We start from the raw sequence: 26,135 nt of genomic DNA, 5'->3' as shown, positions 1-26,135 counted from the left end.
CGCGCTCTAACACTTCATACAAGAAAATCCACCCAGCCAAAATTGCTGTATTGATCAGCCAGTGATTCGAATTGATCAAATCCAGCGTTGCAGCCCAGTAAACAAGTGCGCCCGTCAGGATTATGAATGTAAGCCTGCAATAAATCATATCTATGCTCCAAACTGAGAAAGGAAAAATACCCATAATTCAAAAGTGTAGCAGCACGCTGCTGTTGTAAGTTCAAGTAGATCATCCGGCTGTCTTACCAAACTGCGCCTTGTACGCCTCAGTTACATCCTGCAACTGGCCGTCTGCCAGCTGGTAAATTTGCTCTGCGCTTAGGATGGTTTCTGGCCGATGCGCAATCAAAACCCGGGTCATACTAAGCTGCTGAATGGCCTGGTTGACGTAATGCTCCAGTGCCACATCCAAATGGCTGGTGGCTTCATCCAGCAGTAGAATTTTGGGCTGGCGGTACAAGGCCCGGGCCAGCAATAAGCGCTGTTTCTGACCACCGGATAGCGCGCTGCCCATATCGCCGACCAGGGAGTTGTAGCCCATTTGCATGGCACTGATATCCTGATGAATTCCGGCCAACTGCGCGACTTCAACTACGCGCTGCATATCCAATTGCGGGTCAAAAAAACTGATGTTTTCGGCCAAAGTACCGGACATTAGTTGGTCGTCCTGCATCACGGCCGCAATCTGACTGCGGTAATTGCGCAGCCCTAGCTGTTTAATCTCAATGCCATCGACTTCCACCTTGCCGCTTTCAGGCGGCAATAAACCAAGCATTAGTTTCATCAGCGTGGTTTTGCCTGTGCCAGACGGGCCGATAATGGCGATATTGGCCCCAGCCGCGATATCCATACAAAGATCCTTAAACAGCAACGGCTCGTTATCGGCGTAGCGAAAACGAATATTGCTTAACTTCAGCTGGCCGCTGATATCACGGTTCGGCTGATTTAACCCTTCGTCTTCTTTGTCGGTTAGAGCAATATCGGCCAGGCGGTTTAAGTGCAGTTTCAGCATTTTGATTTCAACCACCAGAGAAATCAGCGAAGCGGCCCGGCCGGTAAATTGGCCTTTGTAAGCTATAAAAGCAAACAGCATGCCGATGGTCATACTGCCATTCATTACCGCCAGAGCACCTAAGTACAAAATCACTATGCCTTCAATGCCAAACAACAGCTGGTTGGCAGTGCTTGCACCTATGCCCCACTTGGCCAAACGGTAGCCTTTGTTTACTGATTCAGCATGGCGGTTTTGCCACAGGTTTAAACGCTCATTTTGTTGACCAAACAGCTTTAAGCTTTGAATGCCTCGAATGGTTTCCATAAAGACGCTGTTTTCTTTGGCCGAAGTGACAATGCTTTCTTCGGTTAACTGGCGCATGGGCCAATAAAAAGCCCAGCGCAGTAGGGCATATAAAATGACTACTGCAAACACCACCAGACTGAGCAATGGGCTGTAAAGCAGCATCATTACCAGTACCAGCACGATCATCAGGCCATCCAGAATTCCTTCAATTAAACTGTTGGTCAGAATTTGTTGAATCGAGCCTAACGAGGAAAATCGCGAGGTAATATCGCCCATATGGCGTTTTTCAAAAAACGATACAGGCAAATGCAGCAAATGGCGGAACAAATTGGTCACCATTTGCATATTCAAATGGGTGCCTAAATGCAGCGCAATCAAGCTGCGCAGGACCTGAATGGTGATTTGCATCACCATCAACAAAGAAAAACCTATCGCTAGCACTAACAGCAGCGGCCGGTCGTTACTGACCAGCACTTCATCCACTACCAGCTGGGTGTAATAAGGCGACGCCAGCACAAAAAACTGCAGCAGCAAGGACAACACAAACAACTTAACCAGCGAGGGCACCAAGCCTTGAATGCTGCTCCAGAACGAGGTTAAGCTGAGCTGTACCCGCTCGTCGATTTTCTTAAATTCATTGCCGGGAGTGAGTTCCAGCGCCACCCCGGTAAAAGCTTTATCCACCTCCGCCATGCTCAGGCGGCGCTCGCCCATGGCAGGATCTAAGATGGTAATGCCATTACGATGCACTTTCTTTAGCACCACAAAGTGGTTCATTTCCCAATGCAAGATGCAGGGAGTTTTTAGCTTCGACAGCTCATCCAACTCTAACTTCAGCGCCCGGCCGGTCATATCCAGCTGCTCTGCCAGTCGCATCAGCTGCTGCATGGTGGCACCCTTCAGCGACACCGCATAGCGACTGCGCAAAGTGGTCAAATCGATTTGATGGCCATGGTGGTTGGCCACCATCGCCATGCAGGCAAGGCCGCATTCAGCGGCTTCGGTTTGGAGGGTGACTACCATTTACCTTTTACTTGCAACAGTGGAGTAAAAAAAATACGCTGTTGCGGCAAAAAGTGCTACTAATATTGCTTTAATTCCCAATGTGATTTCTGGGAAAAAGGAATTCAAAAGAAAATATAAAACTGCTGTTGTTAATCCAGTCAGGATAGCAATTATAAAAGATTTCATTTTATCACCTGCTTGGATTAGACGATTGATGCAAAATCGCCTAATCCGTTAGAAAAATTAAAATTTATGGTGCCATATAGTCAGGCACTACCGGTTGATAATTGCCACCAGCTGTACCTGACTCCGCTAAGACTGTCCCAACGTACGCCATTGCTGCGGCTCCAAATGCGTTGCCAAACTTTGCGCCTAAATATGTAGTAAAGGCGACTATGAAACCTTTCTCAGAAGGGGTGAAACTTCGACCGGGGCTGCCATCCGATGGGCTTTCATATCGTCCAGCATCATTGTCGATAAAGCCAGCTGATGATGATATATCCCAGAAACCTCCAGTTTGCTGAAAAAAATCGTTTAACGTATCGGGGATTATATAATAACCACCGCTAACCACATCCACTTGCTCAAATGTCAATTCTTGCATAGTATCTCTCCTTGAGATGATTTTAAGTTACGTAAGAACCTGAGGGACTATAATCGCCCTTTCAGGCTTAAAATCGGCTCAAACAACCAGCTGATGAGGCTGCGTTGTTCCAGCACGATATCTGCGCTTAGCAGCATGCCCGATTGCAGCGGGACGCTGTTGCCGTAAGCGCGGATTTCTTGCGCCGCCAGCGCTACCTCTACCCGGTAGACTGGCTCCTGCACGGCGACAGGCATATCGACTTCCCCCGGAAGCACGATGGCCTGCGCTGTGCGAATTACTTCCCCGTCGTACAAACCAAAACGCTGGTACGGAAAGGCATCAAATCGAATGCGGGTATGCTGGCCTGGCTGCACAAAGCCATAGGCCCGGGTAGGCACCAGCAATACCGCTCTAAGCTCTGCGTTCTCAGGCAAAATGGTTAAAAACGGCAATTGACTGATTAAGCTGGTGCCGATATCGGCCACCAGATTGGTCACCCGGCCAGAAATCGGTGCGGTAATTAATAGCTGACCGCGCGCATCCAGTTCCACTTTTTGTTGCGCCAACCGTGAGCGGTCGGTATCGAGCAACGCCAATTGCTGCGCCTGCTCCACCGGCAGCCGGGCCAGTTGGCCCTGCAATTGCTCAATGCTGGCCTGCTGTTGCTGGGCACTGGCACTTAACTCGGCCAGTTGCTGGCGGATGCCTAAAATCAGCTCGGCTTGCTGTTGCAGCTCCAGCTCTGAGATAGCGCCTTGCTGATGCAACTGCTGGAAGTTCTGAAAACGGCTTTGCTGCAACGCCAAACGCTGTTGTTGCAACTGCTGCTGGCCCTGAAGCTCCTGCAACATGCTCTGGCTAAGCAGCAAGCGGCTTTGTAATTCGGTTTCCTGCTGGGCAAATTGCTGCTGCAATTGCTGCTGGCGTAAGCTGAGTAACTCAGTTTGCTGCACTAAGCCCTGAAACAAACTTTGACTGAGCGACAGGCCATCGGCCAGGTGCTCGGGGATATGAATAAGCGCCAGCGGTGCACCGGCCTCGACCTGCTGACCATCCTCGACAAACAATTGGCTGACAATGCCGGGGCGCGGGCTGCTGACTTTGGCCAGGCCCAAATCGGGCTTTAAATAACCGGTAACGGTTTCTTTGCGGTGAAAAGAGGACAGTACCAGAAAGGTAATCAACAAGGATACCAGCAGCAGTAGCGTGATGGTGAGTAGACTGCTGCTAAGCGGCTGGGCAATAATGACATCGCCATCCAGTTTGGCGGCCTGCTGCCTGACCGCATTAGCACGAAATAGTCCGTTATTTAACATGGGCGCTCCAACACCAACAAATTTATTGTGAAATTAACTTGCTTAATGATAATTTCAAGTTAGATTGGGTTGTTTTTTCTGTCAAATAATTTACATTGATTTTTTTATGAAAAACCAGCCGAATACAGGGCTGGCATGGTTGCTTATAGCAGAGAACCGCTGGGCCCTTAGGCCACGACAGCCAAGCGGCAAGGCTCGGTGCCGTTAAGTATTAAAATCACCGCTTTGCGAATGCGTATGCCGAATGAAGTAAAAGAATGGAAATGCAATCTTTTTAGATAGAAACCCACATGGAAAATGCAAATTAAATTCATGAAATTATAAAATATTGTTTTATATTAATTTTTCTTTAGCGTCAGTGTGATAATGAATACTTGTTGATTATTTATCCTGTTTTTCCGTATAATTATTCTTTTCTGATTCATCCGGCTGTCATGATGCTTTCATACAGTGGTGTTGCATCAGCCTGGGTGTTCAACCGATGAAGGATTTTGCCAAGGTGCGTACTACTGAACTTGTCTCTGGCTTTCGCCAGTCTGCCCCTTATGTCAATGCCCACCGTGGCAAAACCTTTGTGGTGATGCTGGGTGGCGAAGCCATTGCTCAACCTGGTTTTCGTAGCATTATCAATGACATTGCTCTGCTGAACAGTCTGGGTATCAAAATTGTGCTGGTGTATGGTGCCAGGCCGCAAATCAACCAGGCACTGCAGCAAGCCGGCTTGGATGCCAGTTATCACAAGCGGGTGCGGATCACCGATGACGATACTTTTCAGCTGATCAAACAGGTGGCCGGCGCTTTGCAGTTGGATATTACTGCCCGGCTGTCGATGAGTTTAAGCAATACGCCAATGCAGGGCGCGCAAATCAACGTGGTCAGTGGCAACTTTGTCATTGCCCAGCCTCTTGGTGTGGATGAAGGCATTGACTACTGCCACAGTGGCCGGGTCCGTCGCATTGATGTGCAGGGCATTCGCCGTCAGCTCGATAGCAACGGCATGGTGCTGATGGGGCCCATCGCGGCTTCCGTCACCGGCGAAAGCTTCAACCTGACCGCAGAAGAAATTGCCACTCAGGTCGCCATTAAGTTAAAAGCCGATAAAATGATAGGTTTCAGTGCTGATGGCGGCATTTTATCCGATGATGGTGATATTATCCCAGAACTCCTACCCAATGATGCGGAGCAAAACTTGCTGCGCTTAGAGCAGCAAGGCAGCTGCTGCGCTGCCAGCCTGGCCTTTTTGCATGCGGCGATTAGCGCCTGTCGCGCCGGGGTGCCGCGCTGCCATCTGATCAGTCATAATGCCGATGGTGCCTTGCTTCAGGAGCTGTTCTCCCGTGATGGTATTGGTACTCAAATGGTCAATGAATCGGCCGAGAAACTGCGCCCGGCTACCATTGCTGATATCGGCGGTATTCTGGACTTGATCCGGCCGCTGGAGCAGCAGGGTCTGTTAGTGCGGCGTTCACGCGAGCAGCTTGAGATGGAAATCGATTACTTTGTGCTGATTGAAAAAGAAGGCTTGGTGATCGGCTGCGCGGCTTTGTATCCTTTTGCCGATGAGCAGGTCGGCGAGTTTGCCTGTGTGGCGGTGCATCCGGATTACCGCGATGCTGACAGGGGCAGTGTTTTACTGAAGTACGTGATCCAGCGGGCTAAGCAGCAGCGTTATCATACCCTGTTTGCACTAACTACCCGCAGCATCCACTGGTTTTTGGAGCATGGCTTTGAGCTGGCCACGGTGGATGATTTACCGGCGCAAAAGAAGCAATTGTACAATTATCAGCGTAAATCCAAGGTGTTGGCTCTGGCTTTGAGCTAGCACAAGTCCGGCGTCTTGCTATCCTTATTTAGAGAACGAGTAAGGAGAACAAAGTGCGCTTATTGAAATGGTTGTTGTTGCTTGGCCTGGTGCTGGCTTTGATTCTGATGTGGCCGCGCAGTGAGATCCCGGCCAGCTTTTTTGAACCCCACCCGGTGCTGGCAGTGCCGCCAGAGCGCGAAGGCGAGCTGTTGCAAGTCGATGACTTTATTGGCCGCACGCCACGGCCATTGGATACCTACTCGTACCCTATCCCACTTGGTGAAGTGGGCCCATCGACGCCCCTTTTTTCCGGCCCCAAGCAATACCCCTTTTACTGTGCCTGGCATCAGATGGGCATCGAGCCGCCGCTGGTCGATAACGACCAGGGCTATGGCGTTGCTATTTATGCCGAAGATGGCGCGATGCAGGGGTATAGCCAGGACTGCCTGCATCCCAGCCGTCTGCTTTGGTTCAGGCTTAGCCAGGACGGAACTGTAGCGGCTTATCAGGGAGGGACGCTGGCGGATGGTGAGCTGTTGCTTCGGGCTGAACTTGGCACCATACAGCGCTATTTTTACCTGCTGGTGATGCCGGTACTGACCGATGAGTTTCCGCTGCGCACTGGCCAAAGCCAATGGAATCAGCAGCTGATTTACCAGTTCCATGGCGGGGTTGGCATCGGTTTTCGTCAGGGGGAGCTGCGCATTGAGCGCTTGCTGCGTAACCGGGCTGCCCAGCTGCGCCAGGGCTATGCCGTGGTCAGCAGCAGCGCCAACCGCACCAGCCACAGTTATCACTTTTTGCGGGCCGAAGAAGTGGCGCGCCAGCTAAAGCAGCATTTTATCAGCCTGTATGGCGAGCCGGAAATGACCATTGGTATTGGCGGCTCCGGTGGCGGTATTGCGCAATATCTGCTGGCACAAAATGCCCCTGGGTTGCTGGATGCGGCCATTGCCCAATACAGCTATCCGGATATGCTGAGCCAGGTGCTGTATGCGCTGGATTGCGATCTGCTGCACAACTACTACTACTTCCATGCCAGTGATAAAAGCGTGTGGCAAGACTGGCAGCAGCGGCAATTGGTGGAGGGGCTGAGCACAGTGCCGGATCAGCAGGTGCGCTTCCAGCGGGAAATCAGCGCCATCCAGTTGTTGTCTGGCATCAAACCCACTCCGATGGAGGGGGCGACCCAATGCATCAATGCCTGGTTCGGACTGTCGTCGGTGGTGCATAACCCAAACCAGGGCCGGTTGCGGCCTTTTGTTGCTCCAAAGCTGCTGCAAAGTTCGCACTGGAGTTACTGGGAAGATCTGGTGGATATCTATGGCCGTGACGAGCATGGCTTTGCCCATAGCTTGTGGGACAATGTTGGTGTGCCCTATGGTTTGTTGGCACTTCGAGCCGGTCAGCTTAGCCCTGAGCAGTTTATTGAGTTAAATGCCCGCATTGGCAGCTGGCTGCCGCAGCATCAGATGCAGCCCGAGCGGGCGCGTTTTCTGCCCATCTGGGATACGCCCATCTGGCTCAGTGCCTTTGGCCGGCACAATATGGCACCGCTGCAGATGACGGATGCTGGCATCAAGGTGGCACCACGTTATCGGGCAAACCGGGCAGCGATAGAGCGAGCTTATCGCTATGGTCAGCTGTTTACCGGCGAGCTGTCGATCCCGGTGCTGGATTTGCGCCACTACCTGGATCCGGTGCTGGATATGCATCATTTGCAGCCATCTTTTATGGCCCGTGAGCGGCTGGCGCAGCGAGGAAACGAAGCGTGGCAACGCATCTGGGTCAGTCATCCGGATTACACGCCGGAAAGCGAAGCCTTTGCGGCTGTGGTGGACTGGGTTCGTCGCGGTGAAGCACCGGCGTCGGCTTCGGATCGCTGTTTTGCAGCCGACGGCCAGGTGATTGTCAGTGGCGATGACGTCTGGCAGCCTCAAGGCCTTTGCCGGCAAAGCTACCCGGTGCTGAGCAACAGCCGGCAACAGGCTGGTGCACCGAGTCATGGCCTGCTGCTGCAATGCGCGCTGATGCCAATTGAGCAGGCACTGGCGCGCGGTGACTTTGGTGCCGTGGATATGACACCCTGGTTGAGGGAGCTTAGCCAGATATTCCCGGATGGCATGTGCGATTATCAGCAGCCGGATCTGGCCTATCCACCGGATTGGCGTTATTTCGAGGACTGAGCAGCAGCTTCGGCCGCGGACAACAGCACCAGATCGTCACGGTGAATCACTTCTTCACGTGGGCAATAACCGAGGGTGGCGGCGATTTGCTGGCTGTGCAGGCCTTTAATCCGGCCAAGCTCTGATGCCGGATACTGGCAAATGCCTTTGGCAAAAGGGGCTCCACTGCTGTCGCACAGCAGTACGGCATCGCCTTTATCAAACTGGCCGGTCACAGCACTGACCCCTTTGGCCAGCAAAGAAGCCCCCTGTTGCTGCAGCGCTTTCACTGCACCTGCGTCCAATTGGATCTGGCCCTGACTTTTTAAACCGTGCAGCAGCCAGTGTTTCTTGGCACTGAGCCGTTCCTGTTGGCGATGAAACAAGGTGCCAGCGGTTTTACCTTCCAACAGCGCTTCAAATACGGCGGCTTTTTGCCCGTTGACGATCAGCGTATCAATGCCCTGCTGCCCGGCTTTTTGCGCCGCCTGCAGCTTGGTCACCATGCCGCCGGTGCCAACATGATGATGGCTGCCACCAGCCATGGCGAACACCTCCGGCGTGATGCGCGCTACCTCGGCAATAAACTGCGCCTGGGGGTTGCTGCGTGGGTTGGCGCTGTACAAACCATCGATGTCCGAACAAATAATCAATACATCGGCATCCACAGCGGTCGCCACCAATGCCGCCAGGTTGTCGTTATCGCCCAGCTTCAGCTCGGCGGTGGCGACACTGTCGTTTTCATTGATGATAGGAAGTACCTGATGATCCAGCAGGGTGCGTAGGGTGTTTTCAATATTCAGGTAGCGGCGGCGGTTGTGAAAATCATCGTGGGTTAGCAGCAACTGGCCACAGTGACAATCAAGTAAGTTTTGCCACAGCTGCATCATCTGGTACTGGCCAACGGAAGCCATGGCCTGCTTGACCGGAATAGGCAAGGGTTGATGGGAAAAAGCAATGGCGCTGCGCCCGGCGGCGACACTGCCAGAGGACACCAACACCACTTCGACGCCTCTGGAGCGGCACTCACTGATAAAACGCGCCAGGGTCAGCAAATAGCGGGTAGAGCAACCTTTACCCTCTGGCGCGATTAAGGCGCTGCCTACTTTTAACACCAAACGACGCCAACCATGACCCAGCATACCAAGCACTCAGTGATTAGAAAGTGTTCTGATTATAATTTTGGATGGCCATATGTCTATGTATTTTCGTGAGCGAATGAAAAAATAGTTCAGCCATGATTCAGCTTGTGGGATTATGCTGTTCATTATACGTCAAAGGAGTTTATGCAGATGAAGTCAAAGCTTGTGATGATCGGTGTGCTGACTGGTAGTTTATCGCTGGGGGGGCTGGTTGGTTGTGCCAGCACGGACAATCAGAATACCACCCGGGGCGCCGCCATTGGCGCGGTAGCTGGTGCGATTGCCGGTAAAGCCACCGCCAATCGTAGCAACAAGCGCATGGTAATTGGTGCCGCTGTCGGTGCTTTGGCTGGTGCGGCTGTGGGTAGCTATATGGATAACCAGGAAAAAGCGCTACGCGAAGAGCTGAGCGGTACGGGTGTCAGGGTGCACCGTGAAGGCGATAACCTGCGGCTGGAAATTCCATCTCAGCTGACTTTTGCCATTAACCGGGCGGATATTCAACCCCAGCTGTATCCGGTGCTGAACGATATTGCCCGGGTGCTCAGCAACTACGACAAAACCATGCTGATTATCTCTGGTCACACCGATGATACTGGCCCGTACGATTTCAATATGCGTTTATCGCTGCAGCGGGCCGATAGCGTTAGCAGCTACCTGGCTGCCCAGGGTGTGTTGCCAATTCGGATGGAAACCCAGGGCTTTGGTCCGACCTACCCGATGGTGCCTAATACTTCGGAAGCCAACCGGGCGCTGAACCGCCGGGTGGAAATTCATATCGAGCCAGTGACTGAAAGCTGAGTGATGCACCCCCATAAAAAAACCTGCCGCGGCAGGTTTTTTTATGGGGGAAAAGTGCTTACTTTTGCCCGGCAAAGGCCTTCTGCACAAAGTTGGGCAGCGCCATCGCTGCTTTGTGAATGTCGACATTGTAGTAGTCGGTATCCAGATTGGCGGCAGCGGCATCGGCTTCACGGAAACCGGTAAAGGCTTCCCCTTTTCGGGCCAGGGTGCAGGTCCACCAGCCGGAGGGATAAATCATTTGTGGGAAGTTCAGCGTTTGCAGCGCGGCGAAGCCGGCATCCAGCATGGCCTGGCGCATATCCGTCAGCAACTGCAGGTGAATAAGGGGCGACTCGCTTTGTTGCACCAGAATACCGCCCGGGCGCAGCGCATTCAGGCAGCTTTGATAAAAAGCACGGTTAAACAAGCCTTCGCCTGGGCCAACCGGATCGGTTGAGTCCACAATCACCACATCAATCGACTCAGGCGCGGCTTCGCGCATAAATTTGATGCCATCATCAAACAAAATGGTCGCGCGTGGATCATGGTTCGAGGCACAGAGCTCCGGGAAGTACTTTTCCGCCATCCGGGTGACCTGCTCGTCGATATCAATTTGATGCACCGTTGCCACGCCTGGGTGCTTTAACACTTCACGCAGGGTGCCACAGTCGCCACCACCAATGATCACCACATTTTTCGGGCTGGGGTGGGTAAACAGCGCCGGGTGGCTCATCATTTCGTGGTAGAGGAAGTTCTCGCGCGTGCTGACCATGGTGCAGCCGTCGATTACCATCAACTTGCCAAAGTGGGTGGTGTCAAAAATTTCAATGTGCTGAAACGGCGACTGCACCTCGTCCAGTTTGGCGGTAATGGCCAGGCCAAAGGCACTGCCACTGGGTTCAAAGACTTCGGTAAACCATTGTTGTGTATCCAGACCAGACATCGTTGTCCCCTTTCTGAAAGCTTTGCATTGCATTTTAGGGCCGTTATTTTGCCTGTATTACGCCGTTCAGACAAATTTTTGATCGTATTTTGCTGCAACTGGTCGTGATAGGGCTTAAAATAGAGACATTGCCGCGAATTCTGTCTCATACAGCATTCGCTTTCTTTTTTCTGCTGCGATGACAGGATAAGGATCCACCATGATTGACTGGGGTACCGAAAAAGCACGTTCTATCTACAATGTCGCCACCTGGAGTGAAGGGTATTTTGATATTAGTCCCAAGGGTGAACTGGTGGCTTATCCTGATCAGGATCACAGCAAACCGGGTATTCATTTTCCTGAGCTGGTACAGCGATTCAAAGACGATGGCCTGACGTTGCCGGTGCTGGTGCGTTTTACCGACATTCTGCAGCACCGTATCGACTCTCTGATCACCGCTTTTGAAAAAGCCAAGCAGGAAAAAGAGTACCTGGGCCAGTACACAGCGGTCTATCCGATTAAGGTGAACCAGCAGTACTCGGTGGTGAAAAAACTGCTCAGCCATGACAGCGGCAATGTGGGTCTGGAAGCGGGCAGTAAGCCCGAGCTGATGGCCATTCTGGGTGTGTCGGATAAACCCCTCAGCATTGTCTGCAACGGCTACAAAGACAGTGAGTTCCTGCGGCTGGCCACCATTGGCCAGATGATGGGCCATAAGGTCTACATCGTGGTGGAAAAACTGTCGGAGCTAAAAACCCTGCTGCGTGAAATCGACCAGTTGGGGGCGGCACCGCACATTGGTATCCGTATCAAGCTGAACTCGATTGGCAAAGGCAAGTGGCAAAACACCGGCGGCGAGAAAGGCAAGTTTGGCCTCACCGCTACCCAGGTGCTGCAGGCCATTGAGGTGCTCAAAGAAGCGGGCAAGCTCGATTTGCTTCAGCTGGTGCACTTTCATATCGGCTCGCAAATCGCCAATATCCGTGATATCCACAATGCTATTCGCGAATGCGCCCGCCATTATGCTGAGCTGCGTACTTTAGGGGTGCCGATTGATACGGTAGATGTGGGTGGTGGCCTCGGGGTCGATTACGAAGGCTCGCGTTCGCGTTCGACCTGTTCGATGAACTACACCATGCACGAGTATGCCCGCAATGTGGTCAATGGTTTAAAAGAAGTCTGTGACGAATACGACTTGCCACATCCGAACATTATTTCCGAGTCTGGCCGCGCCATGACGGCACACCATGCGGTCTTGGTGACAGATGCGATTGATATTGAGCGGGCGCCGGGGCTGAAGTACCTGCCTGAGCCAGGCGAGGATGCCCCATCCGTGGTGCTGGGGCTGTGGGATGCCTACACCAATGTCACACCGCGCACAGCGGTGGAGGCTTACCATGATGCGGTGCATTATTTCAGCGATGCCCATACCCAGTATGTGCATGGCTTGCTGAACTTGCAGGACTGGTCCTTGCTGGAGCAAATTTACTTCGCCACCATCAACCGGGTGCGCGATAACCTGGATTTAAGTTCACGCTCACACCGGGCCATTCACGATGAGCTGAACGAAAAGCTGGCCGACAAGTTGTTCGTCAACTTTTCCCTGTTCCAGTCGATGCCGGATGCCTGGGGCATTGATCAGCTGTTTCCGGTGATGCCGCTGGAGCGGATGCATGAGCCACTGGATCATCGTTGCATCATCCAGGACATCACCTGCGACTCCGACGGCATGCTAAAAAGTTATGCCGATGGCAATGGCATCGAAAGCAGCCTGCCAATGCCAGTGTACAAGGAAGATGAGCAGTACCTGCTGGGTATGTTTATGGTGGGAGCTTACCAGGAAATTCTGGGTGATTTGCACAACCTGTTTGGTGATACCGACTCGGTGCATGTGGAGTTGACCGACGATGGTGGCTACCAGCTGACCAATGCCATCAAAGGCGATACGGTAGCCGATGTGCTGCGCTATGTGCACTTTGACGCCAATAAATTGATCCAGTCTTACAGCGATCAGCTGGAAACCCTGGCTATCCCGGCAGAGCGTCGTGCCGAGTTGTTAGAAGAGCTGAAGGCAGGTGTCAATGGATACACCTACTTTGAAGATTAAGGTACACTAAGCACTGATCGGATCTGTGCCGGTAGCGCGCTCCAAAGACTGGGGCGGTGCCGGCTTCAATCATAGGTGAGACCATGCTGTACTTCTTACCAAAGCCGGTACGTGGCGTGCTGGCTTTGTTGTTTTATGCACTGAATACCTTGTTCTGGTTTGTGCCTTTGCTGCTGCTGGCGTTGTTGAAGCTGCTGCCGGTAAAACGTTGGCAAGCCTGGCTGACCTATCTGCTGGATGCCATTGCTGTCGCCTGGATCAGCATGAACAATGTTACCACCCGCCTATTTACCCGTATTCGCTGGCAGGTGGAAGGGCTGAATGCGCTGTCGCGCAAAGACTGGTATCTGCTGCTGGCTAACCATCAGTCCTGGGCTGATATCCTGGTGCTGCAATACCTGTTTAACCATCGTATTCCCTTTATCAAATTTTTTCTGAAAAAAGAGCTGCTGTACGTGCCCTTTATGGGGCTGGCCTGGTGGGCGCTGGATTTTCCCTTTATGAAGCGCTACAGCAAAGCCGAGCTGGCTAAAAAACCGCACTTGCAGGGCAAGGACATCGAAACCACCCGCAAAGCCTGTGAAAAATTCCGTTTTAAGCCTTCAACCGTGATGAATTTTGTGGAAGGCACCCGTTTTACCCAAATGAAACACGATAAGCAGCAATCACCCTACCGGCATTTGCTAAAACCAAAAGCCGGTGGTGTGGCTTTTGTGCTTGGGGCTATGGGCCAGCAGCTGCATAAAATTCTTGATGTCACCATTCACTACCCGGAGCGGATCCCGACTTTCTGGGATTATATTTCCGGCGCTGTTCATGCTATAAACGTCAAAGTACGGGTATTGCCTATTACCGATCAGCTGCTCGGAGACTATCAGGATCCGGCTTTTCGGGCTTCGTTCCAGCAGTGGGTGAATGAGCTCTGGCAGTACAAAGATCAACAATTGCAGCAGATGGCTGCAGATCAGGAGTCCTGAGCCATGTCGACCTTACCAGCCTGGGTATTGGCCCCCATTAGTTTTGCCTTGTTTGCTCTGAACCTGGCGTTCTGGGGATTCATTGTGCTGGTACTGAGTTTGCTGCGTTTATTGCCGGTGCCTTCTTGGCAGCGCTTTTGCAGCAGGGCGGTGCATGGTTGTTACCATCAGTGGATTGGCATCAATGCCTTTTTTATTAAGCTGGTGAATAATCTGGATTGGCAGGAACAGCTGCCGGCGGAAGGATTGAGCCGTGAGCAGTGGTACCTGATGATTGCTAATCATCAAAGCTGGCTGGATGTGGTCTTGCTGATGCAATTTACCCATGGTCGGATGCCGCTGCCGAAGTTTTTCTTAAAAGAAGAGCTGCGTTGGGTACCTTTTATCGGCATCGGTGCCTGGGCACTGGATATGCCTTTTATGAAGCGTTACAGCCAGGCCTACTTAGCCAAACACCCGGAGCTCAAAGGTCAGGATATCGAGAGCACCAAGCGCAGCTGTGAGAAATTCCGTCATCAGCCGACCACCATCATCAATTTTGTCGAAGGCACCCGCTGCAGCAAAGCCAAGCAACAGCAAAAGCAAAGTCCTTTTACCCATTTGTTGCCGCCCAAGGCGGGTGGTATTGCCTTTACCCTGGCCAGCATGGGTGAGCAGTTCAATGCCATCCTGGATGTGACCATCATTTATCCGGATAATCCCAAACATATCGTACTTGCCATGCTATCGGGCAAATTAAAGCGGGTAGTGGTGCAGGTGGATCGCTTGCCAGTCACCGACGCGATGATTGGGGATTACTTTGGTGATGCTATTTTTCGTCAGCAGTTCCAGCAGTGGCTCAATGAGCGCTGGCAGCGTAAAGACCAACTGATCACCGACTTTCACCGCTCTGGCCAACGCTTAACTTCTCTGGCTGAGTCGCGCGCCGGCTCCGGTTAGCGCTGGATGCGCTCTGCCCGCAGCATCAGGTTGCGTGGTGTCAGAACCCTGTCACAAAAAGTGCCCACTTCGACCTGGTAGCCTTGTTGCTCTAAGAACAAGGCTCGGTCGAACAGCAGCCAAAGCTCCAGTGGGCGCTGAAACAAATGCCGTATCAACTCGATGCGCCGCACTAAGCGTGCATGTGTCCGGCCTTGTGCCAGATAAGTATCCAGTTTCAGCCCGGCTGGCAGTTCCAATTGCTGTTGCCCGGCAGCCCACTCAGCAAACTGGCGAAACTCGGTGCTGAAAATCTGTTTGCTGACCGACGCCAGTGGTTGGTAGCTCGCATCACCGGTTAGTTCCGTCCGTACTGCCTGCCAGGCCAGCCGCCACTCGACTTCGGTTTGTCTGAGCCTCTCGATGCGGGCCCCGGCTGTGACCTGGCTTTGCACCGCCAGCTTTAAATCGTGCTGGCTGAGTGCTAAATCATGCTGCTGCGCGAGTTGACTGAGCGGTGGATACTGCGGCTCTGGGATCAGGTGGTAACAACAGGGCACCAGTTGCAGCTGCTGACAGCCCTGCTGACTGGCAGAGCGAAGCAGCTGCAGATGCAGTTCGCCACAAGCATGCAGAGCCAGTACCTGTTGTTCCGGCTTTAGTACCGCCAGGCCTTCTGCTGAAAGCGCATCAGCCTTTACAAAGCGCTGGGGCAACTGGTGTTTTTCTGCCAGCGCTGCACCTTGCTGGCACAAAGCATCCTGCCATTCCAGGCTCAGTACCTGGCGCTGTTGGCCGTAAGCCAGCATCCGGCCTAAATGCCCTTTGCCGGCACACCACTCCAGCACCGGGGCTGCACTGTCAGGGATCTGGGTGCAAAACTGCTGGATTTGCTCCACTTTACGCCCGGGAATCCCATTGCTGAGCCAAAAAGGCAGCTCTGGCTCTGGCCGCAGAGGGGTGAAAGCTGGCAATTCCGGTAACTCTGCCAACTCTGGAAAACAATCGATAAACCAGGCTTGCCGTGCGGTTGGATCCTTGTCGAGCTCGGCGATGGCGTGATCCGAAAGTATCTTCAGCCTTTCTTGTAAATGGGTGTTTTGCCAGGGAAGTTCGCCACAGGCAAAAGGCATCAGCTGCCAGTAAGGCTGGTAGCGGCTGAGCAGCTGATGTAATTGCATAAAGTCAGCCTGGTGCGACATCGGTTGCTCCTGAGAGGTCTGAATGGTTTTTTGCCTGGACGAAAGAACTGCATTATAGTGGGCTTAAGCTGTAGCTCAACAGGAATTCCCTGACATGACCGAACTGGTTCGAATTCTTCATGTAGAAGATGACCCCTCCATTCAGCAAATTGCCAAAATCGCCCTGGAGGCCGTAGGTGGTTTTGAAGTATGCAGCTGCCATGGCGGTCAGCAGGCGCTGGAACAGTTTGCCGACTTTAACCCTCAGTTGGTATTACTGGATGTGATGATGCCTGGCATGGATGGGCCTGAGACCCTGCGACAACTGCAACAACGTTTTGATCTTAGCACCATACCCGTGGTATTCATGACTGCCAAGGTGCAAAGCCATGAAGTCCAATCGTACAAAGACTTAGGTGCGATCGACGTGGTAGTGAAACCTTTTGACCCCATGACACTGTCAGAGCGCATCCGCCAGATCTGGCAGCAAACCATGCTGCCAGCCAATGAGTCATGAACCCTGAGTCAATACAGCAAACTGTAAAGCTTTCGCCGATACTGACTGGCGGCTGGATCGCCTTTGGGCAGCGCCGCCAGGATATCCAGATAGAGCTTTTTGCTTTCCGAAAAGTTTAAATCCTGCTGCAAAATGCCGTACAGCAACTCCAGTGCCTCAGCAGAGCGTTTTACCTGCTGGTACTGAACGGCCAACTGTTCTTTTAACTGCATATCATCCGGTGTGCTGGCCAGAGCTGTTTCCAAAGCCTGAATTTCCGGGGTGTCGGCAGCTTCTTTGGCCAGTGTTAGCTTGGACTGGACGGCCTTAAAGTCAGCATTCTGATCCTGCAGCAGCACGGTTGCCAGCAGGGCTTCTGCTTGCTCCAGCTGGCCCAGCTCTACCGCGCAGTCGGCCAGTAACAGCTTGATATCCACCCGCTCAGGTGCCAGTTGCAAGGCTTCACTGAGTAGTGGAAAGGCGTCTTGATGCTTGGCCTCACTCAACAAAGCCAGAGCTTGCTGCAACAGCTCGTCTTCCGCTTTGGGCAGGTAGGCCGCCAGTTTGTCGTCCAGTGCCTTGTCGTCCAACGGGCCGGCAAAACCATCGATCGGCTGTCCATCTTTGATGATTAATGTGGTAGGCAGGGCCTGAATGCCAAACTGCATCGCCATTTGCTGCTGTTCATCGCAATTGACCCGGGCCAGTAACAGCTGCCCCTGGGCTTTAGCAATGCGCTGACTTAATTGTTGATCCAGTTGCAGCGATTCCTGGCTTTGCGCCGACCAGAATAAAAATACCACTGGTTGTTGCTGAGAGGCGGCCAGTAGTTCACGCACATTGTCCATACTGACATCAAAAATCGGGCTGGAAGACACGGTTGTTCCTTGTTAACGAGCAATGGTTATACTATGAGGACAGCCCTGTTGTTTTGCAAGGCATGGCAAGGCAACGAGGCCATGAAAAAACCAGCAAAAGGCATCGACATCGGGCCAGTGATCACGTACATTAGAGCCATACAGACGGCTTAAAACAGTACAAACAGCCGCAGCCGCCAACGAAGCGGCACCTCCAACCAGCCACGTTCAATAACAGCTTTGCCATCACAGGCAAGGTTAGACTCAATCGCCTGCTGCATGCAGGTCGTTTTGCTTTGCATTACACAGAACCAAAAGAGAATGAAGCGATGACAAGCCAGAATACCAAACCTGAGATGCTGTCTGGCGCCGCCATGGTAATCCGAGCCCTGGCCGATGAAGGGGTAGAGTACCTGTATGGCTACCCGGGTGGCGCTGTCCTGCATATTTACGATGCGCTGTTTCAGCAAAGCAAAGTCAAGCATGTGCTGGTGCGCCATGAACAGGCTGCCACCCATATGGCCGATGCCTATGCCCGTGCCAGTGGCAAGGCTGGCGTGGTGCTGGTTACCTCTGGCCCCGGTGCGACCAATGCGGTGACAGGCATTGCCACCGCCTACATGGATTCGATCCCAATGGTAGTGCTGACCGGTCAGGTGATGAGCCACCTGATTGGTGAAGATGCTTTTCAGGAAACCGACATGCTCGGTATTTCCCGACCCATTGTGAAACACAACATGTCGGTACGCCGGCCAGAAGATATCCCCTACCTGATCAAAAAAGCCTTTTACATCGCGCAAAGTGGCCGGCCAGGCCCAGTGGTGCTGGATATTCCGAAAGACATGACGATGCCCAATGAGCGCTACCCGTACCAGTATCCGGAGTCGATTAAGCTGCGTTCTTACAACCCGACCGCCGCTGGTCACCCTGGGCAAATTAAAAAAGCGGTCACTGCTTTATTAAAAGCCAAGCGACCGGTGATTTATGCAGGTGGCGGCGTCATTATGGGCCAGGCAGCCGAAGAACTGACTGAGCTGGCCCGCAAGCTGAACTACCCGGTGACCAATACCCTGATGGGCCTTGGTGCTTACCCTGCCGCCGATCGGCAGTTTGTTGGCATGCTGGGTATGCACGGTAGTTACGAAGCCAATATGACCATGCACCATGCCGATGTGATTTTGGCGGTCGGCGCCCGCTTTGATGACAGGGTCACCAACAACACTAAAAAATTCTGCCCGGAAGCCACCATCATCCATATTGATATCGATCCGGCCAGCATTTCCAAAACCATCAATGCCCATATTCCGATTGTTGGTCTGGTGAAGCCGGTGCTGTCAGCCATGCTGGCGCAACTGGAGCAAAAGAAAGCCCAGCCGGACGTGCAGGCTCTGGCGACCTGGTGGCAACAAATTGATGAGTGGCGCGCCGTGCATGGAGGGCATTACGACAGCGATACGCCGGTGTTAAAGCCCCAGGCGGTGATTGAGGCGGTCAGCCGCATCACTCAAGGTGAAGCTTATGTCACCAGCGATGTGGGGCAGCACCAGATGTTTGCTGCCCAGTATTACAAGTTTAACAAACCAAACCGCTGGATCAACTCCGGCGGCCTGGGCACCATGGGCTTTGGCTTACCAGCCGCCATGGGCGTGAAGCTGAATTACCCCGATGCCGATGTGGTTTGTGTCACCGGTGAAGGCTCGATTCAGATGAATATTCAGGAATTGTCCACCTGCAAGCAGTACGGCCTCGGTGTGAAAATCATCAACCTGAACAACGGTTACCTGGGTATGGTGAAGCAGTGGCAGGACATGAACTACGAGTCGCGTTATGCCAGCTCGTACATGGACTCGTTGCCGGACTTTGTCAAACTGGCTGAAGCTTACGGTCATGTCGGCATTCGGGTCACCAAACCGGAAGAGCTGCAGCCGGCGCTGGAGCGGGCCTTTGCCAGCAAGGATCAACTGGTGTTTTTAGACATTCATGTCGATCCAAAGGAGCATGTGTATCCAATGCAGGTTCCCGGTGGTGCCATCAATGAGATGTTCTTAAGCAAAACAAAGAGGACTTAATCATGCGTCATATTATTTCTGTTTTGCTGGAAAACGAGCCGGGCTCATTGGCGCGTGTGGTAGGCCTGTTTGCGCAGCGTGGTTACAACATCGACTCGCTGACGGTAGCACCGACTGAGGATGCTACCATGTCGCGGCTAACGCTGGTGACCCATGGCAACGATCAGGTGATCGAGCAAATCACCAAGCAGCTGCATAAGCTGATTGAGGTGGTGAAGTTACAGGACTTAAGCGAAAGCGCCCATGTCGAGCGCGAGCTGATGCTGATCAAGGTCAAAGCCACCAGCAATGAGCAGCGCGATGAAGTTAAACGCTGTGCCGATATCTTTCGCGGTCAAATCATCGATGTCACTGCGAAAACCTTCACCATTCAGGTGGTCGGCACTTCGGACAAGCTGGATGCTTTTATTGAGGCGCTTAAAGGCTCAGCCATTATCGAAGTGGTCCGCTCCGGTGTTTCCGGCATTGCTCGCGGTGAGAAAACCCTGGCGCTCTAACCTGATTTTGGCTAGGGCACCGTGTGTTCTAGCCAAGCAGCTTGCCATACCACAGCAAAAATAGTAGCGCAAAACCTATCAGATACAGCAAACCGAGTCGGCTCCACCAGACCAACAGGGTTGATAGTGGCTGGTTCGAGTGATGGCGCATCAGCCGGTAATTAAGCCAGGCAAAGACAGGCGTGGTTAAAAAGGCCAGGGTCATGGCAAAGGTCAGCATGGGGCCAAGCGCTGAGCGGAAAAACAGAATCACAGCCATGCCCGCTAAAGCCTGGGCCAACAGCCAGCCCTGGTAGCTACGCCTTTGGCCGCGCGGATGCCAGCCAAGCAAGGTGAAGGATTCATTCAGGCTTCTGGCGTAGCCATCCAGTACCGTGATGGTGGTGCCAAACATGCATAAAAAGGCGATGGCGGCGACCAGCGGCCGCGACCAGTCACCGATGGTGCTGCCGTACATGCCAATCAGTTGCTGAGCAAATGCAGCACCTGCCAGCGCAATCGGCTGATCGCTGCCGTATTGTACCAGAGCTCCCAATGAAACAAACACCAGTGCCAGGCCTGCGGTCAGCCAGTAGCCCAGGTTAAAGTCAAACAAACCTTGCTGGCGGCTGATGGGCTGCTGGCGCTGCTTGGCGGTCAGCCAGAGCGAGCTGATGGCAGAAATCTCTATCGGGGCCGGCATCCAGCCCATCAGTGCCACTAAAAAACCGAGCATCGCCAGCTGCCAGGGGCTTGGTCCCTGATAATCGGCTGGCGCCATGGCACCATTCATCGCCGCAATCACCGCAGCACTGATGGTGGCCAGGGTGAGCAGCACCATAATGATCTTGGCTACTTTATCCAGCGCCCGGTAATGACCGAGCAATAAAATCAGCAGACAGACGGTCAGAATCAGCCAGCACAACAGGGTAACCGACAGCTGCCAGGGCAGCGCATAGTGCAGCAAGCTGGCGGTTAACAGTAGCACACCGGCGGTATTGACCACGGCGGCAATCAGGTTCAGGACGATAAAGCTGTAAAAGTAGCCGCGGCCTTTGCGCTGATAGCCCTGCAGCAGGCTCTCGCCCTGCTCCAGGGTGTATTGCACGCCAAAGCGGAAAAATGGGTACTTCAGTACATTGACCAGCAAAATCAGCCCCAATAACTGCCAGCCAAAGAGTGCGCCAGCCTGGGTAGAAGCCACCAGATGCGAGCCGCCAATGGCAGCGGTAGCCATCAGCAAGCCGGGGCCAAGAGCGGACATTTTGTGTTTGAGTGTCAAGAGCATAGCGCAGCAGTGATCTGATTTTTAAAGAAAACATCTTAGCAGTAAACCGGGCTCTTCGTCAGTGGCATTTTCCAATCTTTCTGGCCTGACAAGGACGGTCGGATCCGTCATACTAAGGTCACTCAATCGAATCTAGGATCCCCCGATGGACGATGCTCAGCTTGATCAAGGCCTGTTGTTTGAAGTGATTGAAAACCAATTGGCCGACCGTTACCCGAAAGAAACCACTGAAACCCTGATGCGATTGCAACTGACCGGCCATAGCCGCGAAGAAGCGATTGAACTGATGGCGTGCGCCCTAGCACCGGAAATGGAGGCGGTGATAGAGCGCAAAGAAGCCTTTAATTTGCAGCGTTATTGCCAGCATCTGGCGTTGTTGCCTGATACCCCCTGGTTAGAGTAACTTTCGCAAACAAATAAATCCTAATCATGATGAGCAAATTCGCCAATCTTTGGTGAATTTGCTTATTTAATGAAATCGCCCAACTCCAGCACCAATGTAACCAACTAATAAATAATAACTTTATTTATGGCCCAAACTTTGCTGATTAAAAGATGGGATCAACGCAACGAACATGAGGATTTTATTATGTGGAAAGCAGGAATCGCCGTGTTGGCACTTAGCTCTGGTTTGGCACTGGCGAATGAACGCTGTGCCTACAGTGTGGAGCGGACACTTAATTTGTCGGACGTACAGCGCTTGCAACTGACCATGGCCTCCGATCAGCTGAAGCTGACAGGTGGCAATAGTCATGAAGTGACCGTGCATGCCCGGTTGTGCGCTTCATCGCAAAAACGTCTGGATGAATTGCAGCTGGCAAGCCGGCAGCAGGGCCAGTCTACGCAATTGCAGTTGTTGCCTGAGCGGCGCTCCAATCAGTTTGGCTCAGGGCTCTTTGGGCGGGGAGGCAACTATGGTTGGTTCGATTTAACGTTGCAGGTGCCTGCGTCCATGCTGCTGGATCTGACGGTCAGCTCTGGTTCGGCCAGTATTGAAAATATTGCCGGTTTAGATTTGGTAGTAAGCTCTGGCCGGGTGCAGGCCAGCAAGGTAGCCGGCCCGGTCAGCAGCACGGTTTCCAGTGGTCAACTCACTTTGGCTGAGGCTGGCCCGGTGCAGTTAAATGCGCTGTCGTCTGGCCAGGTCACGTTGCGCCAGGTCGGTGCCGTGCAGGCCAGCAGTGTCAGCTCGGGACAGCTTAGTATTGAAAGTGCAGCCGGTGATGTCACGCTCAACAGCCTAAGCTCAGGCCAGATCCGGGCCAGTGATGTGCAGGGCTCGGTCAGAGTAGACCGCATTAGCTCCGGCTCAGCCCGGATCAGTGATGTGACCGGCAATGCAGCCTTTGGCTCCATCGGCTCCGGCAGCATCCGTGCCGAGCGCATTGGCGGGGACTTGAGCCTGGAGCGCAAAGGTAGCGGCTCAGTACGGCATCAGGAAGTGCGTGGTCAGGTGCGCTTGCCATCGCGCTAAATTGACATCAGACTGGGCGGTACCAAGCTGCCTGGTCTGGCTATTTTTTTCAGCTTTATCCATACTTAGGTTCCGATTTTTTATTTGGCATGGCTATGGTCCGATGGCTGTTGGCTCTGGTGATGATAAGCGCCACTTCACTGCAGGCAGAACCCTGCTTGCTCAAGGTGCAGGCACAGCATTTTCCTCCGCGTTTTATTAAGTTGGAATCGGCCACCGGCGAGGTGGAGTGGCAAGGCTTCAATGCGGAGTTGTATCAGCAGCTGGCTGAGCGGATGGGCTGTCAGCTGGAGCTGTTGGAAATCCCCTTTGGCCGGGCCATGCAACTGTTGGCAGAGGGTGAGCTTGGCATGATGAGCAATGTGTCGAAAAATGCAGAGCGCGCTGAGTTTGCTCACTTTATCGGTCCGGTCAGCACCGAGCGTACTATGGTAGTTGGGTCGAGCTCATTGCTTGGTCAGGTGAGTAATCTGCAACAATTGGCGGAGGTGGATGGGCATATCGGCCTGATGCAGGGGGTGTTTTACGGTCAGGAATTTGCCAATGAGCTGGCGCAGAATACACATCTGCAAGAACGCCTTGCTTATGTTGGTACCAGCCAGCAAAAGCTGGATTTACTGCTACGTGGCCGGATACAACTGACCTTTGAAGACAGTCTGACGCTGCAACAGCTGTATCAACAGCAGGTGTTGGATCAGCAGGAGCTGGTTGCGCTTTTTACCTTGCATGAAAGTCCGGTTTACCTGGCCGTGAGCAAAGCAGCCTTTGATAAAGAGCGTTTGCACCAGCTGCAACTGGCCTGGCAGCAACTGGTAGCCGATGGCGTTCTATCCGGCTTGCAACAACGTTACTTTTCAGTTGTGGAACCGCCTTAATTTCTCTGAGATCAGCAAGACGATCATGCCCGCCATTCACTCTGATTTCCCCAAAATAGTGCAAATATTTCGTTAATTTACCTCTGCATACGTATTCATCTTGTTTACCTGCACCAGCTTGGCCATAACAGTAAGGCTTTGTGCAAGTTTTAAGCGCAGAGATCGCAAGGCCTGTTTAGTACAGCTGGTGGCGTTTGGAGACGCAGGGGGTAACAACAAGGACAAAGTCGTAGGACGGCAAGGCATGAAGCCGGGTAGTACAACTACAGGCCGGAAATAAAACCATTTATTTTCAGGTAGAATCATGCAAAACACAGCGAAAAACTCCATCTGGCAGAGGGTGCGCCACAGCGCCATTGCCTTATCCGCTCTCAGCTTATCCTTTGGCCTGCAGGCCAGCGAGTTACCACAAATTCCACCACAGCAGGTGAACAACACCATGTACCAGGCATTTTATTGGGATGCCTACCCTGGCCTTTGGGCCAATTTACCGGCCATAGCGGCCCCTTTGGCCGAGCGTGGCATTACCTCGATGTGGTTGCCGCCCGCCGCCAAAGGCATGAATGGTACTTTCAGTGTCGGTTACGATGTATACGATTTCTGGGATCTGGGCGAGTTTAACCAAAAAGGCACCACCGCCACCCGTTACGGTACTCGTCAGCAGCTGCAACAAGCACTGAGTGCTCTGGACCAACTGGGTATTCAGGCCTATTTTGATGTGGTGTTTAACCACCGCATGGGCGCCGATGCCCAGGAGAATATTCCTGGCTTTGGCCTGGCCTGGACCGAGTATCATCTGCAAGGTCGTCAGGCGCATTATACCCAGCAAAACTGGGGCTACTTGTGGCACGACTTTGACTGGAACTGGACCGCGTTTAATGGCTCCGACAATCAGCTCTACCCCGGCAAATGGTGGGGCAATACCTTCCACTTCCCTTATTTGATGGGTGAGGATGTCGATTACAACCGCTTTGAAGTGCAGCAGGAAATGAAAGCCTGGGGCGAGTGGATCATCAACAGCGTTGGCTTTAGCGGCTTTCGGATGGACGCCATCGCACACGTGGATACCGATTTTACCCGTGACTGGATCAATCACGTACAGTGGGCCACCAGCGAGGATGTATTCTTTGTCGCAGAAGCCTGGGTCAGTGATATCAACGGCTATCTGGATGCAGTCAATACGCCGCATTTGCGCGCTTTTGATTTCAATTTGCGCGAAGACTTTGTTGCTTTAAGCAGTGGTGGCAAAGACATGCGCTGGTGGGGTGGTCTGGTTAATAGCCAGCACCGTGATCGGGCGGTCACTTTTGTCGATAACCACGATACCAGCCGGGCCGGCAACCCTTATGGCATGCCGCAGGTGATCAACTACAAGAACCAGGCCTACGCTTATATGCTGCTGCGTGAGCATGGGGTGCCGACTGTGTTTGCCCGCGATTACGACGAATTTGGCATGGCGCCAACGCTGGATAAATTGATTGAGGCGCGCCGCTACTTTGCCTATGGTCCTGGCCATGAGTACTCCGGCAATACCGAGGCCGTCTACGCCTATGTGCGCGAAGGGCTTAGCACTGTGCCGGGTACCGGTCTGGTGATGCTGATATCGGGTCGAAACTGGGGTGGTCAGCAGTCGTTCACCATCAACAGCCACCAGCCGAATACCACCTTTTACGATTATACCGGCAATGTTAGCGGCACGGTGACCACCAATGCGCAGGGCTATGGCAGCTTCCCGGTCACTATGACGGAAAGTACCGGTTGGTCAGTCTGGGTACCACAATCCAATGGTGGCACTCAGCCGGGATCCATTACCCTGCGGATGACCAAGGATGTTGGCTATGGCTTTTCGTTGTTCTTCACCGGCAGCAGTGCGGAACTGACCAACTGGGGCGGCGGTATTGAAGGCACCTGGACATCCGGTAATGTCTGGGAAGTGACCATCCCGGATCCGGGCAACTTTGAATGGAAAACCCGTAAAGGCCCAACCGGTGGCAGTGGTCAGGACTGGGAAAGTGGCAGCAACCACAATCAGACCAATTTGCACCCCAGTTTTAATGGTGGGTTTTAACAAAGCTATATAGTAAAACAACAAGGGCGTAATCGTTGGAATTACGCCCTTTTCGCTGGTAGGACCCTTTGCCCTTTTTCGCCTTTACCACCCTGGTTTGAAATACTTTGCTGGTGACTAAGGCTTTCATCGCATTATCGCGGATTTCCCCGCGGCCATGCTCGGTTGTTGCTGGTTTACTCATGTTATGGCTCCTGTGTGAAAATCGCGCAAAGTGTAGCTGAGGCTCCAGGCCTGAGCAAGCATCATACGTGTACTTACAGTGCAGCAATGTATAGTAAAAAGCTGCTTAGTCCATACTAGTCGTGGTAAGTAGCCGCAACGTC

24 protein-coding genes are annotated in these 26,135 nt (G+C 52.9%); 13 read left to right on the top strand and 11 right to left on the bottom strand.

Going from position 1 to position 26,135, the window contains the following annotated elements; translation table 11 throughout:
- Window positions 1-229: 229 nt before the first annotated feature.
- The 4 genes from QWY20_RS11520 to QWY20_RS11505 all read right to left on the bottom strand — a co-directional run bounded on the left by QWY20_RS11520 (window position 230) and on the right by QWY20_RS11505 (window position 4,207).
- Complete coding sequence (locus tag QWY20_RS11520) at window positions 230-2,323, bottom strand: peptidase domain-containing ABC transporter (protein WP_330129161.1); 2,094 nt, start codon at window positions 2,321-2,323, stop codon at window positions 230-232.
- Window positions 2,324-2,491 (bottom strand): hypothetical protein, encoded by a 168-nt coding sequence (locus QWY20_RS11515; protein WP_330129160.1) that lies wholly within the window; start codon window positions 2,489-2,491, stop codon window positions 2,324-2,326.
- A gap of 64 nt (window positions 2,492-2,555) precedes the next feature.
- Complete coding sequence (locus tag QWY20_RS11510; RefSeq protein ID WP_330129159.1) at window positions 2,556-2,909, bottom strand: hypothetical protein; 354 nt, start codon at window positions 2,907-2,909, stop codon at window positions 2,556-2,558.
- A 47-nt stretch (window positions 2,910-2,956) separates the two neighbouring features.
- The gene (locus QWY20_RS11505) at window positions 2,957-4,207 is read right to left on the bottom strand and encodes an HlyD family secretion protein (RefSeq protein WP_330129158.1); all 1,251 of its coding nucleotides are present in this window, start codon (window positions 4,205-4,207) and stop codon (window positions 2,957-2,959) included.
- Between the two features lie 499 nt (window positions 4,208-4,706).
- Between QWY20_RS11505 and argA the strand changes: the two genes are divergently transcribed.
- Window positions 4,707-6,029, top strand: a complete 1,323-nt coding sequence (gene argA / locus QWY20_RS11500) for an amino-acid N-acetyltransferase (RefSeq protein WP_407935427.1) — start codon at window positions 4,707-4,709, stop codon at window positions 6,027-6,029.
- Between the two features lie 53 nt (window positions 6,030-6,082).
- Complete coding sequence (locus QWY20_RS11495; protein ID WP_330129156.1) at window positions 6,083-8,197, top strand: DUF6351 family protein; 2,115 nt, start codon at window positions 6,083-6,085, stop codon at window positions 8,195-8,197.
- Here QWY20_RS11495 and proB read toward each other — a convergent pair.
- Entirely contained in the window at window positions 8,182-9,318 is a 1,137-nt protein-coding gene (proB, locus tag QWY20_RS11490) for a glutamate 5-kinase (RefSeq protein ID WP_330129155.1), read from the bottom strand. The two genes, QWY20_RS11495 and proB, sit on opposite strands and share 16 nt — an antisense overlap.
- A gap of 150 nt (window positions 9,319-9,468) precedes the next feature.
- Here proB and QWY20_RS11485 point away from each other — a divergent pair, with 150 nt between their 5' ends.
- A complete protein-coding gene (locus QWY20_RS11485; RefSeq protein ID WP_330129154.1) occupies window positions 9,469-10,119 on the top strand; it encodes an OmpA family protein in 651 nt (216 codons plus the stop codon).
- A 58-nt stretch (window positions 10,120-10,177) separates the two neighbouring features.
- Here QWY20_RS11485 and speE read toward each other — a convergent pair whose 3' ends face one another.
- The gene (gene speE / locus QWY20_RS11480; RefSeq protein ID WP_330129153.1) at window positions 10,178-11,044 is read right to left on the bottom strand and encodes a polyamine aminopropyltransferase; all 867 of its coding nucleotides are present in this window, start codon (window positions 11,042-11,044) and stop codon (window positions 10,178-10,180) included.
- 199 nt (window positions 11,045-11,243) lie between these two features.
- On the opposite strand from speE, the gene speA reads away from it, so the two are divergent.
- The 3 genes from speA to QWY20_RS11465 all read left to right on the top strand — a co-directional run bounded on the left by speA (window position 11,244) and on the right by QWY20_RS11465 (window position 15,046).
- Entirely contained in the window at window positions 11,244-13,130 is a 1,887-nt protein-coding gene (gene speA / locus QWY20_RS11475; RefSeq protein ID WP_330129152.1) for a biosynthetic arginine decarboxylase, read from the top strand.
- 83 nt (window positions 13,131-13,213) lie between these two features.
- On the top strand, window positions 13,214-14,107 hold the full coding sequence (locus QWY20_RS11470) for an acyltransferase (RefSeq protein WP_330129151.1): 894 nt from the start codon (window positions 13,214-13,216) through the stop codon (window positions 14,105-14,107).
- Between the two features lie 3 nt (window positions 14,108-14,110).
- Entirely contained in the window at window positions 14,111-15,046 is a 936-nt protein-coding gene (locus tag QWY20_RS11465) for an acyltransferase (protein WP_330129150.1), read from the top strand.
- Here QWY20_RS11465 and QWY20_RS11460 read toward each other — a convergent pair.
- On the bottom strand, window positions 15,043-16,227 hold the full coding sequence (locus QWY20_RS11460; RefSeq protein ID WP_330129149.1) for a methyltransferase: 1,185 nt from the start codon (window positions 16,225-16,227) through the stop codon (window positions 15,043-15,045). The two genes, QWY20_RS11465 and QWY20_RS11460, sit on opposite strands and share 4 nt — an antisense overlap.
- Before the next feature lie 94 nt (window positions 16,228-16,321).
- Between QWY20_RS11460 and QWY20_RS11455 the strand changes: the two genes are divergently transcribed.
- Window positions 16,322-16,723 (top strand): response regulator, encoded by a 402-nt coding sequence (locus QWY20_RS11455; protein WP_330129148.1) that lies wholly within the window; start codon window positions 16,322-16,324, stop codon window positions 16,721-16,723.
- A gap of 8 nt (window positions 16,724-16,731) precedes the next feature.
- Here the strand turns inward: QWY20_RS11455 and QWY20_RS11450 are convergent, their stop codons facing one another.
- Window positions 16,732-17,580: a co-chaperone YbbN gene (locus QWY20_RS11450; protein ID WP_330129147.1), complete on the bottom strand. Its 849-nt coding sequence runs from the start codon at window positions 17,578-17,580 to the stop codon at window positions 16,732-16,734.
- Between the two features lie 149 nt (window positions 17,581-17,729).
- Entirely contained in the window at window positions 17,730-17,861 is a 132-nt protein-coding gene (locus tag QWY20_RS11445; protein WP_330129146.1) for a hypothetical protein, read from the bottom strand.
- A 27-nt stretch (window positions 17,862-17,888) separates the two neighbouring features.
- Here QWY20_RS11445 and QWY20_RS11440 point away from each other — a divergent pair, with 27 nt between their 5' ends.
- Together QWY20_RS11440 and ilvN are read left to right on the top strand one after the other, a co-directional pair.
- The gene (locus tag QWY20_RS11440; protein ID WP_330129145.1) at window positions 17,889-19,628 is read left to right on the top strand and encodes an acetolactate synthase 3 large subunit; all 1,740 of its coding nucleotides are present in this window, start codon (window positions 17,889-17,891) and stop codon (window positions 19,626-19,628) included.
- Window positions 19,629-19,630: 2 nt separating this feature from the next.
- A complete protein-coding gene (gene ilvN / locus QWY20_RS11435; protein ID WP_228591362.1) occupies window positions 19,631-20,125 on the top strand; it encodes an acetolactate synthase small subunit in 495 nt (164 codons plus the stop codon).
- 28 nt (window positions 20,126-20,153) lie between these two features.
- Here the strand turns inward: ilvN and QWY20_RS11430 are convergent, their stop codons facing one another.
- A complete protein-coding gene (locus tag QWY20_RS11430; RefSeq protein WP_330129144.1) occupies window positions 20,154-21,368 on the bottom strand; it encodes an NRAMP family divalent metal transporter in 1,215 nt (404 codons plus the stop codon).
- Between the two features lie 169 nt (window positions 21,369-21,537).
- Here QWY20_RS11430 and QWY20_RS11425 point away from each other — a divergent pair, with 169 nt between their 5' ends.
- From QWY20_RS11425 to QWY20_RS11410, 4 genes are all read left to right on the top strand, one after another.
- Window positions 21,538-21,795, top strand: coding sequence for a hypothetical protein (locus tag QWY20_RS11425; RefSeq protein WP_330129143.1), 258 nt, complete (start codon window positions 21,538-21,540; stop codon window positions 21,793-21,795).
- A 186-nt stretch (window positions 21,796-21,981) separates the two neighbouring features.
- Window positions 21,982-22,866 (top strand): DUF4097 family beta strand repeat-containing protein, encoded by an 885-nt coding sequence (locus QWY20_RS11420; protein ID WP_330129142.1) that lies wholly within the window; start codon window positions 21,982-21,984, stop codon window positions 22,864-22,866.
- Between the two features lie 95 nt (window positions 22,867-22,961).
- A complete protein-coding gene (locus QWY20_RS11415) occupies window positions 22,962-23,741 on the top strand; it encodes a substrate-binding periplasmic protein (protein WP_330129141.1) in 780 nt (259 codons plus the stop codon).
- Window positions 23,742-24,045: 304 nt separating this feature from the next.
- Window positions 24,046-25,809, top strand: coding sequence for an alpha-amylase domain-containing protein (locus QWY20_RS11410; RefSeq protein ID WP_330129140.1), 1,764 nt, complete (start codon window positions 24,046-24,048; stop codon window positions 25,807-25,809).
- On the opposite strand, the gene QWY20_RS11405 is transcribed toward QWY20_RS11410, so the two are convergent.
- Window positions 25,793-25,993: a ribosome alternative rescue factor ArfA gene (locus tag QWY20_RS11405; RefSeq protein ID WP_330087701.1), complete on the bottom strand. Its 201-nt coding sequence runs from the start codon at window positions 25,991-25,993 to the stop codon at window positions 25,793-25,795. The two genes, QWY20_RS11410 and QWY20_RS11405, sit on opposite strands and share 17 nt — an antisense overlap.
- Window positions 25,994-26,135: the final 142 nt, after the last annotated feature.

Origin of the sequence: Alkalimonas cellulosilytica (assembly GCF_036325985.1) — a bacterium.
GTDB classification, from domain to species: domain Bacteria; phylum Pseudomonadota; class Gammaproteobacteria; order Enterobacterales; family Alteromonadaceae; genus Alkalimonas; species Alkalimonas cellulosilytica.
This window is presented reverse-complemented; position numbering and strand designations above follow the sequence as displayed.